This is a genomic window from Janthinobacterium lividum (genome assembly GCF_011601275.1).
In the GTDB taxonomy this organism is placed as follows: domain Bacteria; phylum Pseudomonadota; class Gammaproteobacteria; order Burkholderiales; family Burkholderiaceae_D; genus Janthinobacterium; species Janthinobacterium lividum_E.
This window is the reverse complement of record NZ_JAAOLY010000016.1, coordinates 127,290-145,574: the sequence shown is the minus strand read 5'-3', so window position 1 is coordinate 145,574 and position 18,285 is coordinate 127,290. Positions and strand designations below refer to the sequence as shown.

The following is an 18,285-nucleotide window of genomic DNA, read 5'->3' as shown; positions in this document are numbered from 1 at the left end:
ACGTAAAAAAGCCGCACAGTGCGAACTGTGCGGCTTTTTACTTTGGTACAGGCTTACTTTTTAGTGTAGGTATTGAGCCAATCGAGCACCGTGTGATGCCACAACAGCGAGTTCGCTGGCTTCAGCACCCAGTGGTTTTCGTCCGGGAAGACCAGCAGCTTGCTCGGGATGCCCTGGCGCTGCAGCGCCGTGAAGGTGCCCAGGCCTTGTGCTGTGGGGATGCGGAAATCGAGGTCGCCCTGGACCACCAGCATCGGCGTCTTCCAGTTTTTCACGAAGTTGACGGGGTTGAACTGCTCGTACTTGGCCGGCGCGTCGTAGTAGGTGCCGCCGTTTTCCCATTCCGTGAACCACAGTTCTTCCGTCGCGTAAGCCATGCCGCGGTTGTCGAACACGCCGTCGTGGTTGACCAGGCATTTGAAGCCGTCCGGCCAGTTACCGGCGATCCAGTTCATCATGTAGCCGCCGTACGACGCGCCCAGCGCGCAGCTGCGCTCGCGGTCCAGCCATGGGAATTTCTTGGTGGCCGCTTCCAGGCCCTTCTGCAAGTCGACCAGCGGCTTGCCGCCCCAGTCGCCGCTGATGGAGTCCGTGAACTTCTGGCCATAGCCGGTCGAACCGTGGAAGTCGATGAAGACGGTTGCATAGCCGGCGCCCGCATACACTTGCGGATTCCAGCGGTAGCTCCAGCTATTGCCGAAGCTGCCCTGCGGGCCGCCGTGCACGAGGAAAGCGATAGGATATTTTTCACCGGCCTTGGCATTCCACGGTTTCATGACGTGGCCGTAGACGGTCTCGCCATTCGCGCCGGCGAACGAAAACTGTTCATATTCGCCGAAGCGCACGTCGGCCAGGGCTGCCGCGTTCTGTTTCGTCAGCTGCACCATCGGCGCGTTTTCCGACTTCGCGTCAAGCTTGCGCGTGTACAGCTGCGCGCCCGAGGCCAGGTTGGCTTGCGCCAGCACGATGGTGTTGCCGCGCACGTCGAAGTCGCCCACGGCGCCCTTGCCCGTCAGCGCAGTGACTTTGCCGCTGGCCGCGTCGATGTGGAACAGACGGTGCTGGCCCACGTCATCGGCGGAAACGAGGAAGGCCTTGCCGTCCGGCGTCCAGCGGAAGTCGGCCACGGAACGGTCCCAGTCGTCGGCCACGGTGCGCTTCTTGCCGGTGGCGACATCCATCAGCACCAAATGAAAACGGTCCGCTTCGAAGCCCGGCTTGGTCATGGCGACATAGGCCAGGGTGCGGCCATCGGGTGAGTAGGTGGCTTTCGCGTCCCAGGCCGGATTGTCGGCCGTGAGGTTGCGCGGCGCCTGGCCACCGGCGGCGGGAATCGTGTAGACGTCGAAGTTGGTCGACCACGATTCCGTACGACCGGCCACGCGCACGGAGAATGCCACCGACTTGCCGTCGGGGCTGAAATGGTATTCGCCGTTGTCGCCGAACGGTTTTGAAGGCGCGTCGCCGTCGAGGGTGCCGCTCAGGCTCACGGGCGCGGCGCTGACCTTGCCGGTCGAATCGATCGGCGCCGAGTACAGCGCGTTGCGGCGGCCGTCGGCCCAGGTATCCCAGTGGCGCACGAACATCTGGTCGTAGACCATGCCGCTCGCCTTGTTCTTGGCTTTGTCATCGAGGCGCTTCTTCGTGCAGGCGATGTCAGCGCAATCGAGGAAGACGCCCATGCTGAAGGCCAGGCGGTCGCCCTGCGGCGACAAGCGGTAGGTATCCACGTCCAGCGCCAGGTCGGTGACCTTGGCCGCTTCGCCGCCGTTCAGGGGCAGTTGCCATACTTGCGAGGAGCCGGAACGGCCGGACAGGAAGTAGATGGCGTCGCCGTTCGGCGACCATTGCGGGTCGCTGGCGCTGGCGTCGCCGCGCGTGAGCTGGCGTGGTGCCGCGTTCGGCGCGCGCAGGTCGATCATCCACAGCTGCGTGTTGCCACGGTTTTTGTCCAGGTTGGTGGTGCGCACCGTATAGACGACGCGCGTGGCGTCCGGCGACAGCACGGGGCTGCCCACGCGTTCCATGGCCACCATGTCTTCCACGGTGAAACCGCGCGGTGCGGCCAATGCCGGCACGGCGGCGGTGGTGGCCATGGCGGCACTGAATGCTCCCAAGAGCAGCAGACGTAAACTCATTCAAACTCCCGATTCTTATGACGACGTTATCGATATGGTATTGACGTGGCCGGCTGTACCGCCGGCAGCCCGACATCATAGCAATAAAGACGCGCCAGCTGCGGGAGTTGACCGGCGGTTAGCCGGCCTGCAGTGCCAGTTGGTCGAGCGTCACGTGGTCCAGGAAGCCGCCCCGACTGACGGCCGGCACGCCGTCCTCGATGGCGTGGGCAAAGCGGATGCCGGGGTCTAGTTCCAGCGCGGCCAGCACGCGCGCCGTGTTCGGATAATCGGCCATGCTGGCCAGCTGCAGCGGTTCGGCCCAGCGCGCCGTGGCGGCCAGGTAGGCGTCGGCGATGGTCGGTGCGGCATCGGAGGCGAGCCACGCGCGGCCAGCGAGCAGGCGCTCCAGGTGGGCCAGGCTCTTGTTCACCTTCTCGACGGCCATTTCGCGCCAGACGCCCGCGCGCGCATCGCCATCAGCCGCGCGCGACGCCTGAAAGGCGGGCATGAAAGCGGCGTGAAACGTCGTGTGCAAAAAGGACCGTACGCTGTTCAGGCGGTCGTAGTCTGGCGTGCCTTGCGCAAAGCCCAGGCTGCTGCCTGGCGCGCGGGCGGCCAGGTGCAGCAGGATCGCCATGCTTTCCAGCAGCGGCGCGCCCGTGTGCGTGAGCAGGGCCGGCGTCTGGCCCAGCGGGTTGATGGAGAGAAAGGCCGGATGCTGCTTGCTGGCCGGATCGCGCGCTTCCACGCGGGCCAAACGATACGGCAGGCCGCTCCATTCGAGGGCGGCGATGGCGGCAAACGAGCAGCCGAACGGCACGCTGTAGATCAGGGTGGTTTCCAAGTCAAAACTCCAATGAGGTGAGGGAAGGGCAGTCTAAACGCGATGGTTACTATTTGGAAGAAGCCAGAATAATGTGGTATAGGTACATTTTTTATACCATGCGAGAAGCGAATCATGAAAGACAATGTCTCCGGCTGCGCCGTGGAAGAGGCTATGCGATTGCTGGGCGGGCGCTGGCGGGTGGTGCTGCTCAGCTATCTGATGGCGGGGCCGAAGCGCTTCAGCGAAATCCGCCGCGCCGTGCCGAATATCTCGCAGCGCATGCTGACCCTGGACTTGCGCGCGCTGGAAGAGGCGGGCTTGCTGACGCGCACGGTCTACGCGGAAGTGCCCGTCAAGGTGGAATACCGGCTGACGGACGAAGGCCTGCGCTTGCGCGAGCTGGTCGAGATGCTGCGCGCCATCGGCTTGCGCCTGCGCGGACAGGTTGACGGGGGCGGCGCCTTTCTTGTAGCCGATGTCGTGGATAATTCTCTATAGAAACAGCTGTTTTTATGCAAAGTGCTAGACTGCCGGCCTTTGATCACTACTCCCGATACCCATGCGCCTGACTTCCATCGCCCTGACCGCCGCCGCCCTGTTCGCCACCTTGCCGGCCCAGGCGGCCACCATGCCGACACTCGAGCAAATCCATGCCGCCGTGCAGGCGGGCGTAGCCAAGACACAAGCGAAGACGCAGTCGAGCATGCCGTTCGTCATCAAGGTGACCAGCCTTGCCGGTTGCCAGGAGTCGCAGGAAGTGCCGGGCGAAGTGGTATGCCTGGTGGGCATGAGCGCCGGCATGCGCGATGCCTTTAATGTACTGCCCCTGCGTAAAGAGGGCGATACCTGGGTCGGCGTCGAGCGCAAGAACGCCAAGTTCGCGGGACCCTCGCCGGCTGAGGCGCAAGCGATGATACGCGCGTGGGCCAAGGAAGAAGCGGCGCGCAATCCGGAAGCGGCCAAGGACGTGCAGATGCAGGAAGCGCAGAGCACCATGCAGGTCAAGGTCGTCAACGAGTGCGACGTCCAGCGCAAGACGGGCTACCTCGTATGCGATACGGAATTGAGCGTGCCGAGCCGCCCGGAAGCCATCAAGACGGAACTGACGTTCATGCTCGAGAGCGGCAACTGGCGCTACGTGCCCCGCTAAACGTTTTTCCGCCGGGACAGCCACGCTGTTCCGGCGCTGCTTGCGCCATCACATCAGCGGCCATGCCGCGTCCGCAATCTTTGCAGTTTCGCAAGGCAATCTCATCCGTGAAAATTGCCGATTTAAATTAATAGTTAAATATTAAAATTAATGTGTCGATGCGGACTGCCGCCGGCTTACTTCCGTGCCGCATTTGACCACTTCCCCGTGCCCGCAAGGGCTACAGCCAAGGATCCGACCATGCGACTCAATCTTCCCGTCAGCGATACCGAGATCAACTTGAGCGATAGCGAGACCATCGTCTCGACTACCGACTTGCAAGGCAATATCACCTATGCCAACCCGTATTTCATCGCCGTCAGCGGTTACAGCGCGGAAGAATTGATCGGTGCCCCGCAAAACATCCTGCGCCATCCGGATATGCCGGTCGAAGCGTTTGCCGATTTCTGGGCCACCATCCGCTCGGGTCGTTCGTGGAGCGGCATGGTGAAAAACCGCTGCAAGAATGGCGATTATTACTGGGTGCTGGCGAACGTGACGCCGGTGGTCGAGGATGGCGTGGCCGTCGGCTACATGTCCGTGCGCACCAAGCCCACGCGCCAGCAGGTGGCGCAGGCGTCCGCCCTGTACGCGCGCATCAGGGCGGGGCAGGCCGATGGCATCGTCATCAGTCAGGGCGCGGCCGTGCGCACGGGCTGGCTGGCCAGGCTGGCGAGCTTGCGCGACCTGCCGCTGGGCAAGCGCATCGGCTGGAATCTGGGCTTGCTGAGCCTGGTATTGCTGCTGCAACTGGCGTGGCATGCGGGCGTGCTGCCGGCCCGCGCGGGCGGCTGGCTGACGGGCCTGTCCGTGCTGGCCTTGGGCGCGACCCTGTATTTCTGGCACAGCTTGCACCGCGCCGTGCTGCAACCGTTGCAGCAGGCGCGCCAGGCCTGCGACGTGATGGCGGGCGGCGACCTGACGGGAGAACTCGACACGACGCGGCGCGACGAGATGGGACAGCTGCTGCGTTCCTTGCGCCAGCTGCGCGTGAACTTGCACTCCATCGTTGGCGACGTGCGCGGCAATTTCCTGCGCATCAGCATGGCCAGCCAGGAAATCGCCGCCGGCAATATGGACTTGTCGGGCCGCACGGAAGCGCAGGCGTCGGCCCTGCAGCAGACGGCGTCGAGCATGGAACAGCTGGCGGCCACGGTGCAGCAAAACAGCGGCAACGCCGTGCAGGCCAGCGACATGGCGGGCAAGGTACACGGCCTGGCCGGGCGCGGCGGCGAACTCGTCGGCCAGATGGTCAACATGATGGCGGACATTAACGCTTCATCGAAGAAGATCGGCGACATTACGGGCATCATCGAAGGCATTGCCTTCCAGACGAATATCCTCGCCTTGAACGCGGCCGTGGAAGCGGCGCGCGCGGGCGACCAGGGGCGCGGTTTTGCCGTCGTGGCGGGCGAAGTGCGCAGCCTGGCCCATCGCAGCGCGGCGGCCGCCACGGAAATCAAGCAATTGATCACGGCGTCTTTGGCGCAGGTGGAGGCGGGCGCGAAGCTGGCGCAGCAGGCGGGCGCCAGCAGCGCCGAGATGCTGGGCGCCGTGCAGGGCGTGCACGGCATCATGGAAGAGATCGCTTCCGCTTCGCGCGAACAAAGCCACGGCATCGGCCAGGTCAATATGGCCGTCACGCAAATGGATGAAGTGACGCAGCAGAACGCGGCGCTGGTGGAGGAATCGGCGGCGGCATCCGCTTCGCTGCAAGACCAGACTCTGCAGCTGGAGCAGGCGATGGCCCTGTTCAAGCTGGAACGGCGCAGGGGCGGCCAAGCTGCTCCCCTGCGCGCGCCCGAGCGCCGCCGCGCTACAGCAGGCGCTCTGACAGCGCCTTGAAGGCAACCTTGGGCACGAGAAAGGCAAACGGGGTTGACAGGGGCGGCAGCTGGACCAGCATGCCGCAGTCGGCGCGCAAGGCCGTCAGCGCCTGCACTTGATCCACCTCGACGGGCAAGTCGATTTCGCCAAAGACCAGCTTGCCGTTGCGCGGCACGTGCGCGATGGCCGCATCCTGGCAGGCGAGGAAGGCGACGGCGTCGCGCCAGTTGCCGAATAGTTGCTGCCAGTCGGCATCGAGACCATGCTCCGCCGTGATGTCCGCCTGCACGTCGAGCAGCGGGGCGCTGCCGGCACCGGGCGTGATCGTGCAACGCGCCTGCGTGGCCGTCACGTCATGCGTCATGCCGGCGGCCAGGTGGGTCGGCAGGATGTCGCTGAACAGCCGCGTGCCCAGCGCGTGCGGCAGGCTGTCCATGATGTTTTTCAGAAAATACACGCAGGGCACGGCCGGCGCGCCCGCTGGCGTCTGGTCCAGGTACAAGCGCCAGTTGCTTTGCAGGGGAGATGGCAGCAGCTTGCGTAAGGGACCGAGCAGGGACGGGCCGAAATGCCCGTGGCGGTAGGTCAGCACGGTAAATGGCGTCTTGCCGCCGTGCTGCCACAGGGTCACGCCCGCGGGCATTAGTTGCTGCGCGGCAGCGGCGTCGACCAGCCAGCTCACGTAGACGACGTCGCGCACGTCGCTGTGCAGTGTCAGGAAGGGCAGGCGCGACATGACGGCCTGGCGCACCTTGGCAAAGCGCGTGCAATTGGCGAGCGCGGCAAAGAGCCGCCCCGGCCAGCCCGCGCGCGGGTGGCGGTAAGTGTTGTCTTGCAATTGGGAACTTTCAGATGCGGTGATGCAGGCGGACGGCGCCGCCTGCCAGATGCGTTACCTGTTTACTGCATGTGCCAGCCGTGACTGACGACAATCGACTGGCCGCTCAATGCCGTCGACGGGAAGGCCGCCAGGAACACGGCCGTTTGCGCCACGTCTTGCGTGGTGGTGAATTCGCCGTCGATGGTGTCTTTCAGCATCACTTTCTTGATCACGTCTTCTTCACTGATGTTCAGCTGGGCCGCCTGTTCGGGGATTTGCTTGTCGACCAGCGGCGTGCGCACGAAGCCCGGGCAGATGACGTTGGCGCGGATGCCGTCTTTCGCGCCTTCCTTGGCCACCACCTTGGCCAGGCCCAGCAAGCCGTGCTTGGCGGCCACGTAGGCGCTCTTGAACGGCGAGCCTTCGTGCGAATGCACGGAACCCATGTAGATGATGGCGCCGCCGCGGCCCGCCTTGATCATTTCGCGCATGCAGGCGCGCGTGGTGAGGAAGGCGCCGTCCATGTGAATGGCCAGCATCTTTTTCCATTGCTCGAACGGGTAGTCGACGACGGGGCTGATGATCTGGATGCCCGCATTGCTGATCAGGATATCGATGCCGCCGAAGTGGGCCACGGCGTCGGCCACGCCCTTGTCGACTTGTTCTTCGCTCGAGACATCCATGGCGACGGCAAACGCCTGGCCGCCCGATTGCTTGATTTCCCCGGCCGTCTTGCTGGCCGCTTCCAGGACCAGATCGGCGATGACGACCTTGGCGCCCTGTTTTGCGTATTCGATGGCCATTTCCTTGCCGATGCCACTGGCGGCGCCGGTAATCAGTGCGACTTTGTCTTTGAGTTGCATATTAATCCTTTGCATTGCGGGTTGGAGTGATCGTGGAAAACCTGACTATGCCAGTATAGCGAGAAAACGGGATGCGCATGCCCCGCGCACGGCTAAACGGCTTGCTGCCTGTCAAGGATTTCCTGCAGGCGCCAGGCGCCGGGATTGGTGCCCGCCCAGGTGCGGAACGCGTGGTTGAACGCGCTTTGTTCCTGGTAGCCGAGCAGGAAGGCGATGTCGACCAGCGACAAATCCGGCTCGCGCAGATAGTCGCGCGCCAGGCCGTACCTGGCCTGGTCCAGCAGGGTCTGGAAGCTGGTGCCCGCGTCGGCCAGCTTGCGCTGCAAGGTGCGCGGCGTCACTGCGAGGGCGGCGGCAACGGTGGCCAGCCGCGCCGAGCCATTGCGCAAGCCTGCCACGATGGCCGCGTGCACTTGCGCGTCGATGGCGCCGCCAGTGTCCGTTTCAGCTTCGCGCTGCGCCAGCAACTGTTCCGCATGCTGGCACAGCACGGGGTACAGGCTGACGTCGGCGTTCGGCACGGGCCAGTCCAGCAATTGCGCGTCGAAGGTGGCCGTGTTGGCGGGGGCGTTGAAGGCGGGCAGGCTGCCCAGCACGCGCACGTATTCGTCGCGGTGGGCCGCGTGGCGCAGCAGGTCGCCGCCGCCATCGTGGCTGAACGCCAGCCGGGCCGGCGGCAGCGGCATACCCGCCAGCCAGTCGCCGCTGACACGGATGCCGGCAAAGACGCTGTCGACCAGGTGCCGGCTGGCGCCCGGGTAGTTGCTGGTCCAGCGGTAATGCGCGACGGCGCCATCGCGCTGCAGGGCCGACTGGCCCAGGTCGTGCGCCAGCCGTTCATAGCGGGCCGTCTGTTCCAGTACCTGACCCACGTTGCTGCAACTGAGTAAGATCAAGCCATACGCGCTGTACGTGCCCATGCGCACCCGCTGGCCGACATGCAGGCCGAAATGCGCGTCGCCCGCCAGCAGCGCGCCCGCATCGAGCAGGCGCACGTAGTCGCGCGCGGCAAGGTTGGGCGCGGACGCTTCCAGGCTGTGCGGCGCCACGCCGGCCGCTTGCGCCAGGGTGGCTGCTGCGATGCCATGCGCGCCGGCCGCTTCCAGCAGCGGCAGCAGGTAGGCGCCGGCGACCCGGCCTTCAGTGCTTGTCATGATGGAACAATGCGATTGTCATGAAAAACCAATACCCTTCGTCTGTGGCGGCATATGCTATTGATCTAGCAAGAAAATCAGGCAAGAACAGTATAGCAAGCCGCCGTGGCGTGCAACTGGCCGGCAACTTGACCAATGAGAGGGGATGTCGATGCAACGCTGGAATGGCTGGGGAGATGACGGCATCACGTATGCGCTGAGCGGGGACGCGCTGGCGTTTCTGCGCGAGCGCCTGGGGCCGGGCAGCGGCATCGTCGACGCCACCTTCGACGACGCCTGCGCGCAGGTGCCCGCTTCGCGCCTGGCGCCGCATCCGCTGATCGACACCCAGCCCGCCACGCGCGTGCGCCATGCGCTCGGCCAAAGCCTGCCCGACTGGTTCAAATTGCGTCATGGCCGCATCGGCGCTGTGCCCGATGGCGTGGCCTTTCCCGACAGCGCGCTGCAGGTGCGCCAGCTGCTCGCGTATGCGCGCCAGGCCTGCGTGGCCGTCATCCCGCACGGCGGCGGCACCAGCGTGGCCGGGCATTTGACGGTAGCGGCGGGACCGCGTCCCGTGCTGTCGGTCAGCCTCGCGCGCCTGTGCGCGCTGGGCCACCTGGACCGCGAGGCGCAGCTGGCCACGTTCGGCGCGGGCGTGTATGGCCCCGACCTGGAAGCGCAGCTGCGCGCGCAGGGCTATACCCTGGGCCACTATCCGCAGTCGTTCGAGTATTCGACCCTGGGCGGCTGGATCGCCACGCGCTCGTCGGGCCAGCAATCGTTGCGCTATGGCCGTATCGAGCAGCTGTTCGCGGGCGGCGAAGTGGAAACGCCGGCCGGCACCTTGAGCATCCCCACGTTTCCCGCGTCGGCGGCCGGCATCGACCTGCGCGAAATGGTGCTCGGCTCCGAAGGGCGACTGGGCATCCTGACGCAGGCGACGGTGCGCGTCTCACCGCTGCCGCCCTACGAGGCGTTCCACGCCGTGTTCTTTGCAGACTGGGGCCAGGCGCAGGCGGCCGTGCGGGCGCTGGCCCAATCGCGCCTGCCCCTGTGCATGCTGCGCCTGTCGAACGCGCTGGAAACGCAAACCATGCTGACCCTGGCCGGGCACAAGAAACTGGTGGGACTGCTGGAACGCTATTTGTCGCTGCGCGGCTGCGGCGAAGGCAAATGCATGCTGATGCTGGGCGTCAGCGGAGAAGCCGGCCCCGCGCGCGCGGCCCTGCGCGGCGCGCTGGCGCTGGCGCGGCGGCACAAGGGCGTGCACGCGGGGCGCCACATGGGCGACAAATGGAAGCAGGGGCGCTTTCGCAATGTCTACCTGCGCAACGGCGCGTGGGAGCACGGCTATGTGATCGACACGGTGGAGACGGCCGTCGACTGGCCGCGCGTGGCGCCCATGATGGCGGCGCTGGAACAGGCAGGCGCGAATGCGCTGGCCGCGCACGGCGAACAGGTGCACGCCTACACGCATTTGTCGCATGTGTACGCGCAGGGCGCCAGCGTCTACACCACGTATGTGTACCGGCTGGCGCCCACCTTTGAAGACAACATGGCGCGCTGGCGTGCCCTGAAAGACGCGGCCGGCGCCGCCATCGTCGCCAACGGCGGCACCATCAGCCACCAGCATGGCGTGGGCACGGACCACGCGCCATGGCTGGCGGCCGAAAAAGGTGAACTTGGCATCGCCGCCATGCGCGCGCTGCTGCGCCAGTTCGACCCGCAAGGCATGATGAACCCCGGCAAACTGCTGCCCGAGGCGGGAGGCGGCTTGTGAACAGGCGGGAGTTGCCTGGCATCCTGGCGCGCGAGTGGGACATCTTGATCGTCGGCGGCGGCATCACGGGCGCCGGCATCTTGCTGGAAGCAGCGCGGCGCGGTTTGACGGCCTTGCTGGTGGAGCAGCGCGATTTCGCCTGGGGCACGTCGAGCCGCTCCTCGAAGCTGGTGCACGGCGGCTTGCGCTACCTGAAGCAGGGGCAGTTCGGTCTAACGCGCGAGTCGGTGCATGAGCGGCAAGCCTTGCTGACGGATGCGGCGGGCCTGGTCGAGCCGCAGGGCTTTGCCTTTGGCGATTACACGGGCAGGAAGCCGGGGCGGCGCCAGTTCATGCTGGGCCTGGCGATTTATGACGTGATGGCGGGCCGGCGCGCGCGCCGCTATGTCGATGCGGCGGATTTTGCCATGCTGGCGCCGCATATCCGGCGCGACGATCTGCAGGGCGGCATGCTGTACCAGGATGCCAAGACGGATGACGCGCGTCTGGTGCTGCGCGTGCTGCAGGAAGCGCGCCGTCATGGCGGCGTGGCCGTCAATTATCTGGGCGTCGCATCGCTGCTGCGCGAGGAAGAGCGGGTGGTGGGCGCCGTATTGAACGATGGCGTCGGTGGCGAAAAGTGGACCGTGCGGGCGCGCTTGGTGATCAGCGCCACGGGCGCCTGGGCCGACGCCTTGCGCGGTCAGGTGGGAAAAGAGCCGAAACTGCGGCCCCTGCGCGGCAGCCATCTGCTGCTGCCCGCCTGGCGTTTGCCGCTGGCGCAAGCCGTCAGCCTGATGCACCCGCACGATGGCCGTCCCGTGTTTGCCTATCCGTGGGAGGGCGTGACCCTGGTGGGCACCACCGATGTCGACCACGGCGCCAGCCTGGAACTGGAGCCGGCCATCACGCGCGGCGAACTCGATTATCTGCTGGCCGCGTTGCGCTGGCAGTTCCCGCAACTGGCGCTGGTCGAAGGCGACGTGCTGGCCACGTTTGCCGGCGTGCGTCCCGTGATCGGCAGCGGCCAGCTTGACCCGTCGAAGGAAGCGCGCGAACATGCGTTATGGCTGGAAAACGGCTTGCTGACGGTGGCGGGGGGCAAGCTGACGACGTTTCGCGTGATCGCCCTCGACGCATTGCGCCGTGCCGCGCCCCTGCTGCCGGGCTGGCAGGCGGATTTGCGCCCCTTGCCGATTTTCGACGCCGTGCCGCCCTTGTTGGGCAAGGCCCTGGCGCTCGATGCCGAACAGCGCGAACGGCTGCTGGGCCGTCACGGCGCGGCCGCGCAAGCGCTGTGCGATGCGGCGCACGACGGCGAACTGGCGCCGATTCCCGGCACGCAGACGCTGTGGGCGCAGCTGCGCTGGGGCGCGCGCATGGAAGACGTGCAGCACCTGGACGACTTGCTGCTGCGGCGCACGCGCCTCGGTTTGCAGCTGGCCGGCGGTGGGCTTGCTATCATGCCGCGCCTGCGCGCCATTTGCCAGCGCGAACTGGGATGGGACGATGCGCGCTGGGAAGAAGAGCAGCAGCGCTACCTGGCCCTGTGGCGCCGCCATTACAGCGTGCCGCAAGGCGAATGAAGCAACGATAAAAAAAGGAGAGCATCATCGAGACCACCCTGTTTGGCCAGCCCCTGGACCTGGGCGACGCGCGCATCACCTACGACAGCCTGTCGCCGCTGGACTTGCGCCAGAGCGTGGACATCCTTGTCGACGACCTGGGCGAAGACCTGCTGCAAATCACGTGTGCGAATGGCGACATCGTCGACGTGGGCTGGTATCCGGCGTGGAACGAACAGGGGCGCTTGCGCGTGGTGGCAGTGCGGGGGCAGGACTGGGAGGCGCCTGTCTTCAGCGCCCGGCCGGACAAGGATCCGCAAGCGCTGCTGCAGGCGCTGCGCGCCGCGCTGGCCAGCCTGGGCTGAGGCCATGGCCAGCGCAGCCGGCCCGGGGTCGTACATTCTCGCCATCGACAATGGCACGCAAAGCGTGCGCGCGCTGCTGTTCGACCGGGACGGCAATCTGGCGGCCAAGGCGCAAGTGTTCCTGGAAGCGTATTACTCTGACCACCCAGGCTGGGCCGAGCACGACGCGGACGGCTACTGGCAAGCCGTGTGCGCAGCGTGCCAGCAGCTGTGGCGCAGCACGGACATCAGTAAATCCTTGGTGGCCGGCGTGGCCGTGACGACGCAGCGCGGCACGGTCGTCAACGTGGATGAAGAGGGGCAGCCCTTGCGGCCTGCTATCACCTGGCTGGACCAGCGCAGCACGCGCGACATCCCGCCACTGGCGCCGTGGTGGCGCGCGCTTTTTCGCGCCACGCGCCTCGATGGCACGATTAGGTACTTCCGCCGCGAGGCCGAGATCAACTGGATCAGCGCGCACCAGCCCGACATCTGGCGCCGTACGCACAAATTCCTGCTGCTGTCGGGCTTTTTGAACCACCGCCTCTGCGGAAAATATATCGATTCGACGGGCTCGCAAGTGGCGTACATCCCGTTCGACTACAAACGCCATGCGTGGGCCGGGCGTTTCGACTGGAAGTGGCAGGCGCTGGCGATTCAACGCTCCATGCTGCCGGAACTGGTGACGCCAGGCACGCGCATGGGCGCCATCACGGCGTCGGCTGCCGCGGCGACGGGCATCCTGGAAGGCACGCCGCTGCTGGCGGCCGCCGCCGACAAGGCGTGCGAAGTGCTGGGCGCCGGCTGCGTCGAACCGCACGTGGCGTGCCTGAGCTATGGCACCACGGCCACCATCAACACCACCAACCGCAAATACGTGGAAGTGACGCGCTTCATTCCGCCGTATCCGGCCGCCATGCCGGGCGCCTACAGTACGGAAGTACAGATATTTCGCGGCTACTGGATGGTCAACTGGTTCAAGGAGCAGTTCGGCGACCGCGAACGGGCGGCGGCGGCCGAAGATGGCACGGGCTTGTCCGCCGAAGCGCTGTTCGACCGCCTGGTCGATGCCGTGCCGCCCGGTTCCATGGGCCTGATGCTGCAGCCGTACTGGAGTCCCGGCATCAAGGTGCCGGGGCCGGAAGCGAAGGGCGCCATGATCGGTTTTGGCGACGTGCATACGCGCGCCCACATCTACCGCGCCATCCTCGAAGGGCTCGCGTATGCGCTGCGCGAAGGCAAGGAGCGCATCGAGCGGCGCAGCGGCATTGCCATCACGGAGCTGCGCGTTGCCGGAGGTGGTTCGCAAAGCGATGCGGCCATGCAGCTGACAGCCGACATCTTCGGCTTGCCGGCCGCGCGCGCCCACGTGTATGAAAGCTCGGGCCTGGGCGCGGCCATCGCCGCCAGCGTGGGCCTGGGCTGGCATGCGGATTTCCCCGCCGCCGTGCAGGCGATGACGCGCCAGGGCACGGTCTTCCAGCCGCATCCCGAGCACCGCAAGATCTACGAGCAGCTGTACCGGCGCGTGTACCGGAAGATGTATGCGCGGCTGCAGCCCCTGTACCGCGAGATCGCCGACATCACCGGCTATCCGGAATAGCTAGTCATTAAATCGTATTGCGAATCATTCGCATCCGTTATATGATGTGTTCCGCATTTCACTAAGGCAACTTATCCCGGTGACTGCAGTGCGCCGCCGGCCATGCGCCGGCGGCGTGTCCGCGCGGGCAGAGTTCCGCCGCAACGCTTCCTTCAACGCCGCCGCTTGATCGTGCACCGCTGTCCTCTGCCCCTGCATTTTTCATTCCACAAGCATCGAGCAGCAAGCAAACCCAGGCAAGGATAGCGATGAAGAGCAGCAGCAAACAACGATTGACCCCGCTGGCCGCCGCGCTGGCGCTGGCATTGGGCGGCGCGCACGGCCACGCGTGGGCGGCGGCGATGGCCGACAAGGCCGGCGCCGTGCAGATGCCCGCCATCAGCGTGTTCGGCGACGCCATCAGCGCAGGCACGGCCGGGCGCTCGTACATCAACAGCGCCGACATCGAACGGCAGCAGGCCGACAATGTCGCGTCCTTGCTCGACACCTTGCCCGGCGTGGACCTGGCAGGCACGGCCCGTCCCAGCGGCCAGAGCCTCAATATCTGGGGCTTCAATAAAGTGCAGGACGTGAAAGTCATCCTCGACGGCGTGCCCAAGGGCTTCGAGAAATACCGCCAGGGTTCCATCTTCATCGAGCCGGAATTGATCAAGCAGATCGAAGTGAACAAGGGCGCGCATACGAGCTTGTACGGCAATGGCGGCTTCGGCGGCGTCATCACGGTCGAGACCAAGGATGCGCAAGACTTGCTGGAAGGCGGCGAGAAAGCGGGCGCCATGCTCAAATACTCGCGCCACTCGAACAATGCCGAAAACGACGCCACCGTGGCCGTTTACGGCCGTACGGAAGACGGCCGCTTCGATGCGATGGCCTTTACGACGCAGCGCAAGTCCGACGATTTGCGCAAGCCCGATGGCAAGCCATTCCGTTTTTCCGCCATCGACGCGCCATCGAGCCTGGCCAAGCTGAATATCCGGCTGACGCCGGAGCAGCTCTTGACCCTGACGGCCATGAAGAGCGGCAGCTCGGGCTGGGGGCCGTTCGCCGCCATGGGCGAGGATGTGCCCACGCCGACCGAGGCGGAAATCAAAAAATACGGACTGGAAGAGGCGTGGCAGCGCAAGGCCGTGTACCGCGACCAGGACGACGATACGTATTCCGTGAAGTGGCAGTACGCGCCGCAGAACAATCCGTGGATCAAGCTGACGGCCAGCGCCGGCTATTCGCACACGGACCAGCATGACAAGCGCCTGCCCTCCGCTTCGCTGGGTTCCTACCTGGGCTCTCTGGGCAACGAGAGCTGGGCCTCGTACGTGGACCGCATCGCCGAAGTGCGCAACGAAAGCGTGTTTACGACGGGCGCCGTGTCGCACGTGCTGCTGACGGGACTGCAATGGCACAAGAACGTGCGCGACACCTTGATGTACTACCCGTCGTCGACGGCGCTGAAGGACCCCAGCTACAACTATGGCTACTTCCAGCCCTACTACATGCCGGCCGGGCGGCAGGAAACCACGGGCCTGTATCTGCAGGATGCGATGACGTATGGCGACGTGACGGTGACGGCGGCCCTGCGCCACGACAGAGTCGTTTCCGAGGGCGTGCCGAACAAGGCGTCGCGTTACAACAGCGCGCTGGCGGCGGCTGGCCACGACTTCAGCGAAAAGGCGCACGAAGGCTGGTCGCCGCGCCTGGGCCTGTTTTGGAAGGCATCCAGCAGCGTGGCGCTGTTCGGCGACTTGAGCCGCACCTGGCGTGCGCCGACCATCGACGAGATGTATTCGAATGAATATTATGTGTCGTCCAGGCTCGGTTCATCGACGCCGGGCACCAGCCGCGACCTGGCCGTCGAGCGCGTGACGGCCGTGCGCACGGGCGTCATGCTGCACCGGCAGAACGTGTTCATGGAGCGCGACGACGTGCAGCTGCGCCTGACGGCCTACCAGAACCGTGTCAGCGACAATATCGGCCCGCGCCTGGGCATCCTGATCGAAGGCTATGTGTCGGGATCGGGCAAGGTGCCGCCGGCCCTGTCGTCCTACCGCAACCTGGCCGGTTTCCGCACGCAGGGCGTGGAAGTCGAGTCCTATTACAACTCGCCGCGCCTGTTTGCCAGCGCCTCGCTGTCGAAGCAGCGCGGCACGCGCACGGGTTCCCAGCGCGACCCGTGGGGCCAGGACGAACCTGTGTCGACCATCGCACCCGATAAATTGATGGCGGGCCTGGGCTGGCGCATGCCCGATCTCGGGGCCAGCATCGGCTGGCAGGGCCGCTTCGTGGCGAAGCAGGACCGCGTGCTACCGGTAGGGAATGTGTACCGCCTGCCGCCATCGAAAGGCTATGCGCTGCACACTTTGTTCGCGTCGTGGAATGGCAAACAGGGTGCGTGGCGCGGCACGGAAGTGCGGCTGACGGTGGATAATGTCTTCAATCGCAATTACATGCCCTACCTGAGCGAAGCGGTGACGGGCGTGGGACGCAATGCGAAGTTGAGTGTGTCGCGTAAGTTTTGATTAGTTTTAAGAATGGCGGGCCGGAGACGCGGCCCGGAGTGCCTTTGCGTCGGGCGTGGGCCTACTCTTGGTTCGCGACATGTTTCGTTGAACTTCCCTGTTAACGCAGTACCAATGCCTTGACCGTTTCCCAGGCCGTGCTGCCCGAGTGCGTGGCGCGGACCTGGTTGCGGCCCGCTTCCTTGGCCACGTACAGGGCGCGGTCGGCGGCGACGAACAGCGCTTCGCGGTCGTCCAGCTGGTGCGGGCGGATGGTGGCCACGCCGATGCTGACGGTGATCCATGGCGAGGTGCTCGACCGCGGGTGCGGCAGCTGCAGCGCTTCGATGCTGGCGCGGATGGCCTCGGCCAGGTGCAGGGCGTTGCCGGCATCCGTGTCGGCAAACAGCAGGACGAATTCCTCTCCGCCGTAGCGGGCCGCCAGGTCGCCGGAGCGGCTGGCGTGCGCATCGATGGCTTGCGCCACCTGCTGCAGGCAGATGTCGCCGGCCGGGTGGCCCAGGCTGTCGTTGTACAGCTTGAAGTGGTCGACGTCGAGTACCACCAGCGACAGGGCACCGCCGCCGCGCACGGCGCGCTGCCATTCCTTTTCAAGGAAGCTGTCGAAATGCCGGCGGTTGGCGATCTGCGTCAGCGGGTCGAGATAGGCGGCGCGCTGCAGCGCGTCTTCCGACTGCTTGTGGTGCGTGATGTCGTGCAGCAGGCCGATATACAGGGGCTGGCGCAGATACATGGGCGTCAGGGTCAGGTCCATGCTCAACGCTGCGCCATTGCGGTGGCGGATCGCCACTTCGCGCGTGCCGTGGTTGTGCGCTTTTTCCGGATTGGCCGCGTGCATGGCGAAGTAATCGAGGTATTCCTGCGTCACGAGGGGGCTGAGCAGCTCGCCGATGAAGCGTCCGGCCAGTTCGTTTTCGCGGTAGCCCAGGTACTGGTCGCAGGCCGGATTGGTGTACTGGATGCGGCCATCGGCCTCGATGATCAGCAAGCCCTCGGCCATATTGTTGACGATGGTGCGCAGGCGCTCGGCCTGTTCCTGCTGGGTTTCATTGTTGCTGCGGATTTGCAGCTGGGCGCGCACGCGCGCGCACACTTCTGCCATGCGCAGCGGCTTGCTGATGTAATCGACGGCGCCGCAGTCGAAGCCGGCCACTACGTCTTCCGTTTCCGTCTTGGCGCTCATGAAAATGACGGGGATGCGTTGCGTCAGCGGATGCTGCTTGAGGCGGCGGCATGTTTCGATGCCGTCCATGTCCGGCATCAGCACGTCGAGCAGGATCAGGTCGGGATGGGCGCGCTGGGCGATCGCCAGCGCCCGTTCGCCGGACGTGGCCACATAGGTTTGATAACCCTGTTCGCTCATCAGCTTGCGCAGCAGCTCAAGGTTGGCCGGCGCATCGTCGACAATCAAAATAGCGGCCTCACGCCGCTGGGAATGCTCCACACTGCCTGGACTCATTGCTTCCGGCCTTCTCGATGTACTTAGCGCTGCCTGCGTTTGCTGCATATTCGGTGATGCTGACCGGGGTCAAATCTGATACAGCGGTCAAATCATACCGCCTCGCCATTTTTTTGGGTGAAAAAATCGATGTTGCGCGAGCAATGAAAGTATTATTTTTATGATATTTTTAAAAATAAATACACGCAATTGTTATCATGAAAGCGGTTTTTAGGCGGAAAAGACGCGTGCCCGTTGTTGCAGGGGCAGCAGGGGACACGC

At 65.2% G+C, this 18,285-nt stretch carries 14 protein-coding genes; 8 read left to right on the top strand and 6 right to left on the bottom strand.

The annotated features are described in order from the left end of the window. Nucleotides 1-53: 53 nt before the first annotated feature. Both GYK42_RS22565 and GYK42_RS22560 read right to left on the bottom strand, forming a co-directional pair. Nucleotides 54-2,138: an alpha/beta hydrolase family protein gene (locus GYK42_RS22565; RefSeq protein WP_166449289.1), complete on the bottom strand. Its 2,085-nt coding sequence runs from the start codon at nucleotides 2,136-2,138 to the stop codon at nucleotides 54-56. 118 nt (nucleotides 2,139-2,256) lie between these two features. Continuing rightward, the gene (locus GYK42_RS22560) at nucleotides 2,257-2,964 is read right to left on the bottom strand and encodes a glutathione S-transferase family protein (protein ID WP_166449288.1); all 708 of its coding nucleotides are present in this window, start codon (nucleotides 2,962-2,964) and stop codon (nucleotides 2,257-2,259) included. A gap of 114 nt (nucleotides 2,965-3,078) precedes the next feature. Between GYK42_RS22560 and GYK42_RS22555 the strand changes: the two genes are divergently transcribed. From GYK42_RS22555 to GYK42_RS22545, 3 genes are all read left to right on the top strand, one after another. Beyond that, on the top strand, nucleotides 3,079-3,444 hold the full coding sequence (locus GYK42_RS22555; protein WP_166449287.1) for a winged helix-turn-helix transcriptional regulator: 366 nt from the start codon (nucleotides 3,079-3,081) through the stop codon (nucleotides 3,442-3,444). Between the two features lie 61 nt (nucleotides 3,445-3,505). Beyond that, the gene (locus tag GYK42_RS22550; RefSeq protein ID WP_166449286.1) at nucleotides 3,506-4,096 is read left to right on the top strand and encodes a hypothetical protein; all 591 of its coding nucleotides are present in this window, start codon (nucleotides 3,506-3,508) and stop codon (nucleotides 4,094-4,096) included. A 240-nt stretch (nucleotides 4,097-4,336) separates the two neighbouring features. Then, nucleotides 4,337-5,980: a methyl-accepting chemotaxis protein gene (locus tag GYK42_RS22545; protein WP_166449285.1), complete on the top strand. Its 1,644-nt coding sequence runs from the start codon at nucleotides 4,337-4,339 to the stop codon at nucleotides 5,978-5,980. Here the strand turns inward: GYK42_RS22545 and GYK42_RS22540 are convergent. The 3 genes from GYK42_RS22540 to GYK42_RS22530 all read right to left on the bottom strand — a co-directional run bounded on the left by GYK42_RS22540 (nucleotide 5,952) and on the right by GYK42_RS22530 (nucleotide 8,799). Next, on the bottom strand, nucleotides 5,952-6,800 hold the full coding sequence (locus tag GYK42_RS22540) for a DUF2071 domain-containing protein (protein WP_166449284.1): 849 nt from the start codon (nucleotides 6,798-6,800) through the stop codon (nucleotides 5,952-5,954). The two genes, GYK42_RS22545 and GYK42_RS22540, sit on opposite strands and share 29 nt — an antisense overlap. A 62-nt stretch (nucleotides 6,801-6,862) precedes the next feature. Further along, entirely contained in the window at nucleotides 6,863-7,645 is a 783-nt protein-coding gene (locus tag GYK42_RS22535; RefSeq protein WP_166449283.1) for a 3-hydroxybutyrate dehydrogenase, read from the bottom strand. Nucleotides 7,646-7,737: 92 nt separating this feature from the next. Next, a complete protein-coding gene (locus GYK42_RS22530) occupies nucleotides 7,738-8,799 on the bottom strand; it encodes an AraC family transcriptional regulator (protein ID WP_166449282.1) in 1,062 nt (353 codons plus the stop codon). 151 nt (nucleotides 8,800-8,950) lie between these two features. Between GYK42_RS22530 and GYK42_RS22525 the strand changes: the two genes are divergently transcribed. From GYK42_RS22525 to GYK42_RS22505, 5 genes are all read left to right on the top strand, one after another. After that, entirely contained in the window at nucleotides 8,951-10,561 is a 1,611-nt protein-coding gene (locus tag GYK42_RS22525; RefSeq protein ID WP_166449281.1) for an FAD-binding oxidoreductase, read from the top strand. Nucleotides 10,562-10,572: 11 nt separating this feature from the next. Then, the gene (locus GYK42_RS22520; RefSeq protein WP_205711508.1) at nucleotides 10,573-12,126 is read left to right on the top strand and encodes a glycerol-3-phosphate dehydrogenase/oxidase; all 1,554 of its coding nucleotides are present in this window, start codon (nucleotides 10,573-10,575) and stop codon (nucleotides 12,124-12,126) included. Between the two features lie 116 nt (nucleotides 12,127-12,242). Beyond that, complete coding sequence (locus GYK42_RS22515; RefSeq protein WP_166449279.1) at nucleotides 12,243-12,470, top strand: hypothetical protein; 228 nt, start codon at nucleotides 12,243-12,245, stop codon at nucleotides 12,468-12,470. Between the two features lie 4 nt (nucleotides 12,471-12,474). Next, entirely contained in the window at nucleotides 12,475-14,052 is a 1,578-nt protein-coding gene (locus tag GYK42_RS22510; protein ID WP_166449278.1) for an FGGY-family carbohydrate kinase, read from the top strand. Between the two features lie 248 nt (nucleotides 14,053-14,300). Beyond that, nucleotides 14,301-16,565, top strand: coding sequence for a TonB-dependent hemoglobin/transferrin/lactoferrin family receptor (locus GYK42_RS22505; protein ID WP_166449277.1), 2,265 nt, complete (start codon nucleotides 14,301-14,303; stop codon nucleotides 16,563-16,565). 100 nt (nucleotides 16,566-16,665) lie between these two features. Here GYK42_RS22505 and GYK42_RS22500 read toward each other — a convergent pair whose 3' ends face one another. Beyond that, on the bottom strand, nucleotides 16,666-18,024 hold the full coding sequence (locus GYK42_RS22500; RefSeq protein ID WP_166449276.1) for a diguanylate cyclase: 1,359 nt from the start codon (nucleotides 18,022-18,024) through the stop codon (nucleotides 16,666-16,668). Between the last annotated feature and the right edge of the window lie 261 nt (nucleotides 18,025-18,285).

What these genes read in the sequence shown, in the direction of transcription:
- GYK42_RS22565 (WP_166449289.1), bottom strand. Translation starts at nt 2,138, where the DNA reads ATGAGTTTACGTCTGCTGCTCTTGGGAGCATTCAGTGCCGCCATGGCC.
- GYK42_RS22555 (WP_166449287.1), top strand. Translation starts at nt 3,079, where the DNA reads ATGAAAGACAATGTCTCCGGCTGCGCCGTGGAAGAGGCTATGCGATTG.
- GYK42_RS22550 (WP_166449286.1), top strand. Translation starts at nt 3,506, where the DNA reads ATGCGCCTGACTTCCATCGCCCTGACCGCCGCCGCCCTGTTCGCCACC.
- GYK42_RS22545 (WP_166449285.1), top strand. Translation starts at nt 4,337, where the DNA reads ATGCGACTCAATCTTCCCGTCAGCGATACCGAGATCAACTTGAGCGAT.
- GYK42_RS22535 (WP_166449283.1), bottom strand. Translation starts at nt 7,645, where the DNA reads ATGCAACTCAAAGACAAAGTCGCACTGATTACCGGCGCCGCCAGTGGC.
- GYK42_RS22530 (WP_166449282.1), bottom strand. Translation starts at nt 8,799, where the DNA reads ATGACAAGCACTGAAGGCCGGGTCGCCGGCGCCTACCTGCTGCCGCTG.
- GYK42_RS22525 (WP_166449281.1), top strand. Translation starts at nt 8,951, where the DNA reads ATGCAACGCTGGAATGGCTGGGGAGATGACGGCATCACGTATGCGCTG.
- GYK42_RS22510 (WP_166449278.1), top strand. Translation starts at nt 12,475, where the DNA reads ATGGCCAGCGCAGCCGGCCCGGGGTCGTACATTCTCGCCATCGACAAT.
- GYK42_RS22505 (WP_166449277.1), top strand. Translation starts at nt 14,301, where the DNA reads ATGAAGAGCAGCAGCAAACAACGATTGACCCCGCTGGCCGCCGCGCTG.
- GYK42_RS22500 (WP_166449276.1), bottom strand. Translation starts at nt 18,024, where the DNA reads ATGAGTCCAGGCAGTGTGGAGCATTCCCAGCGGCGTGAGGCCGCTATT.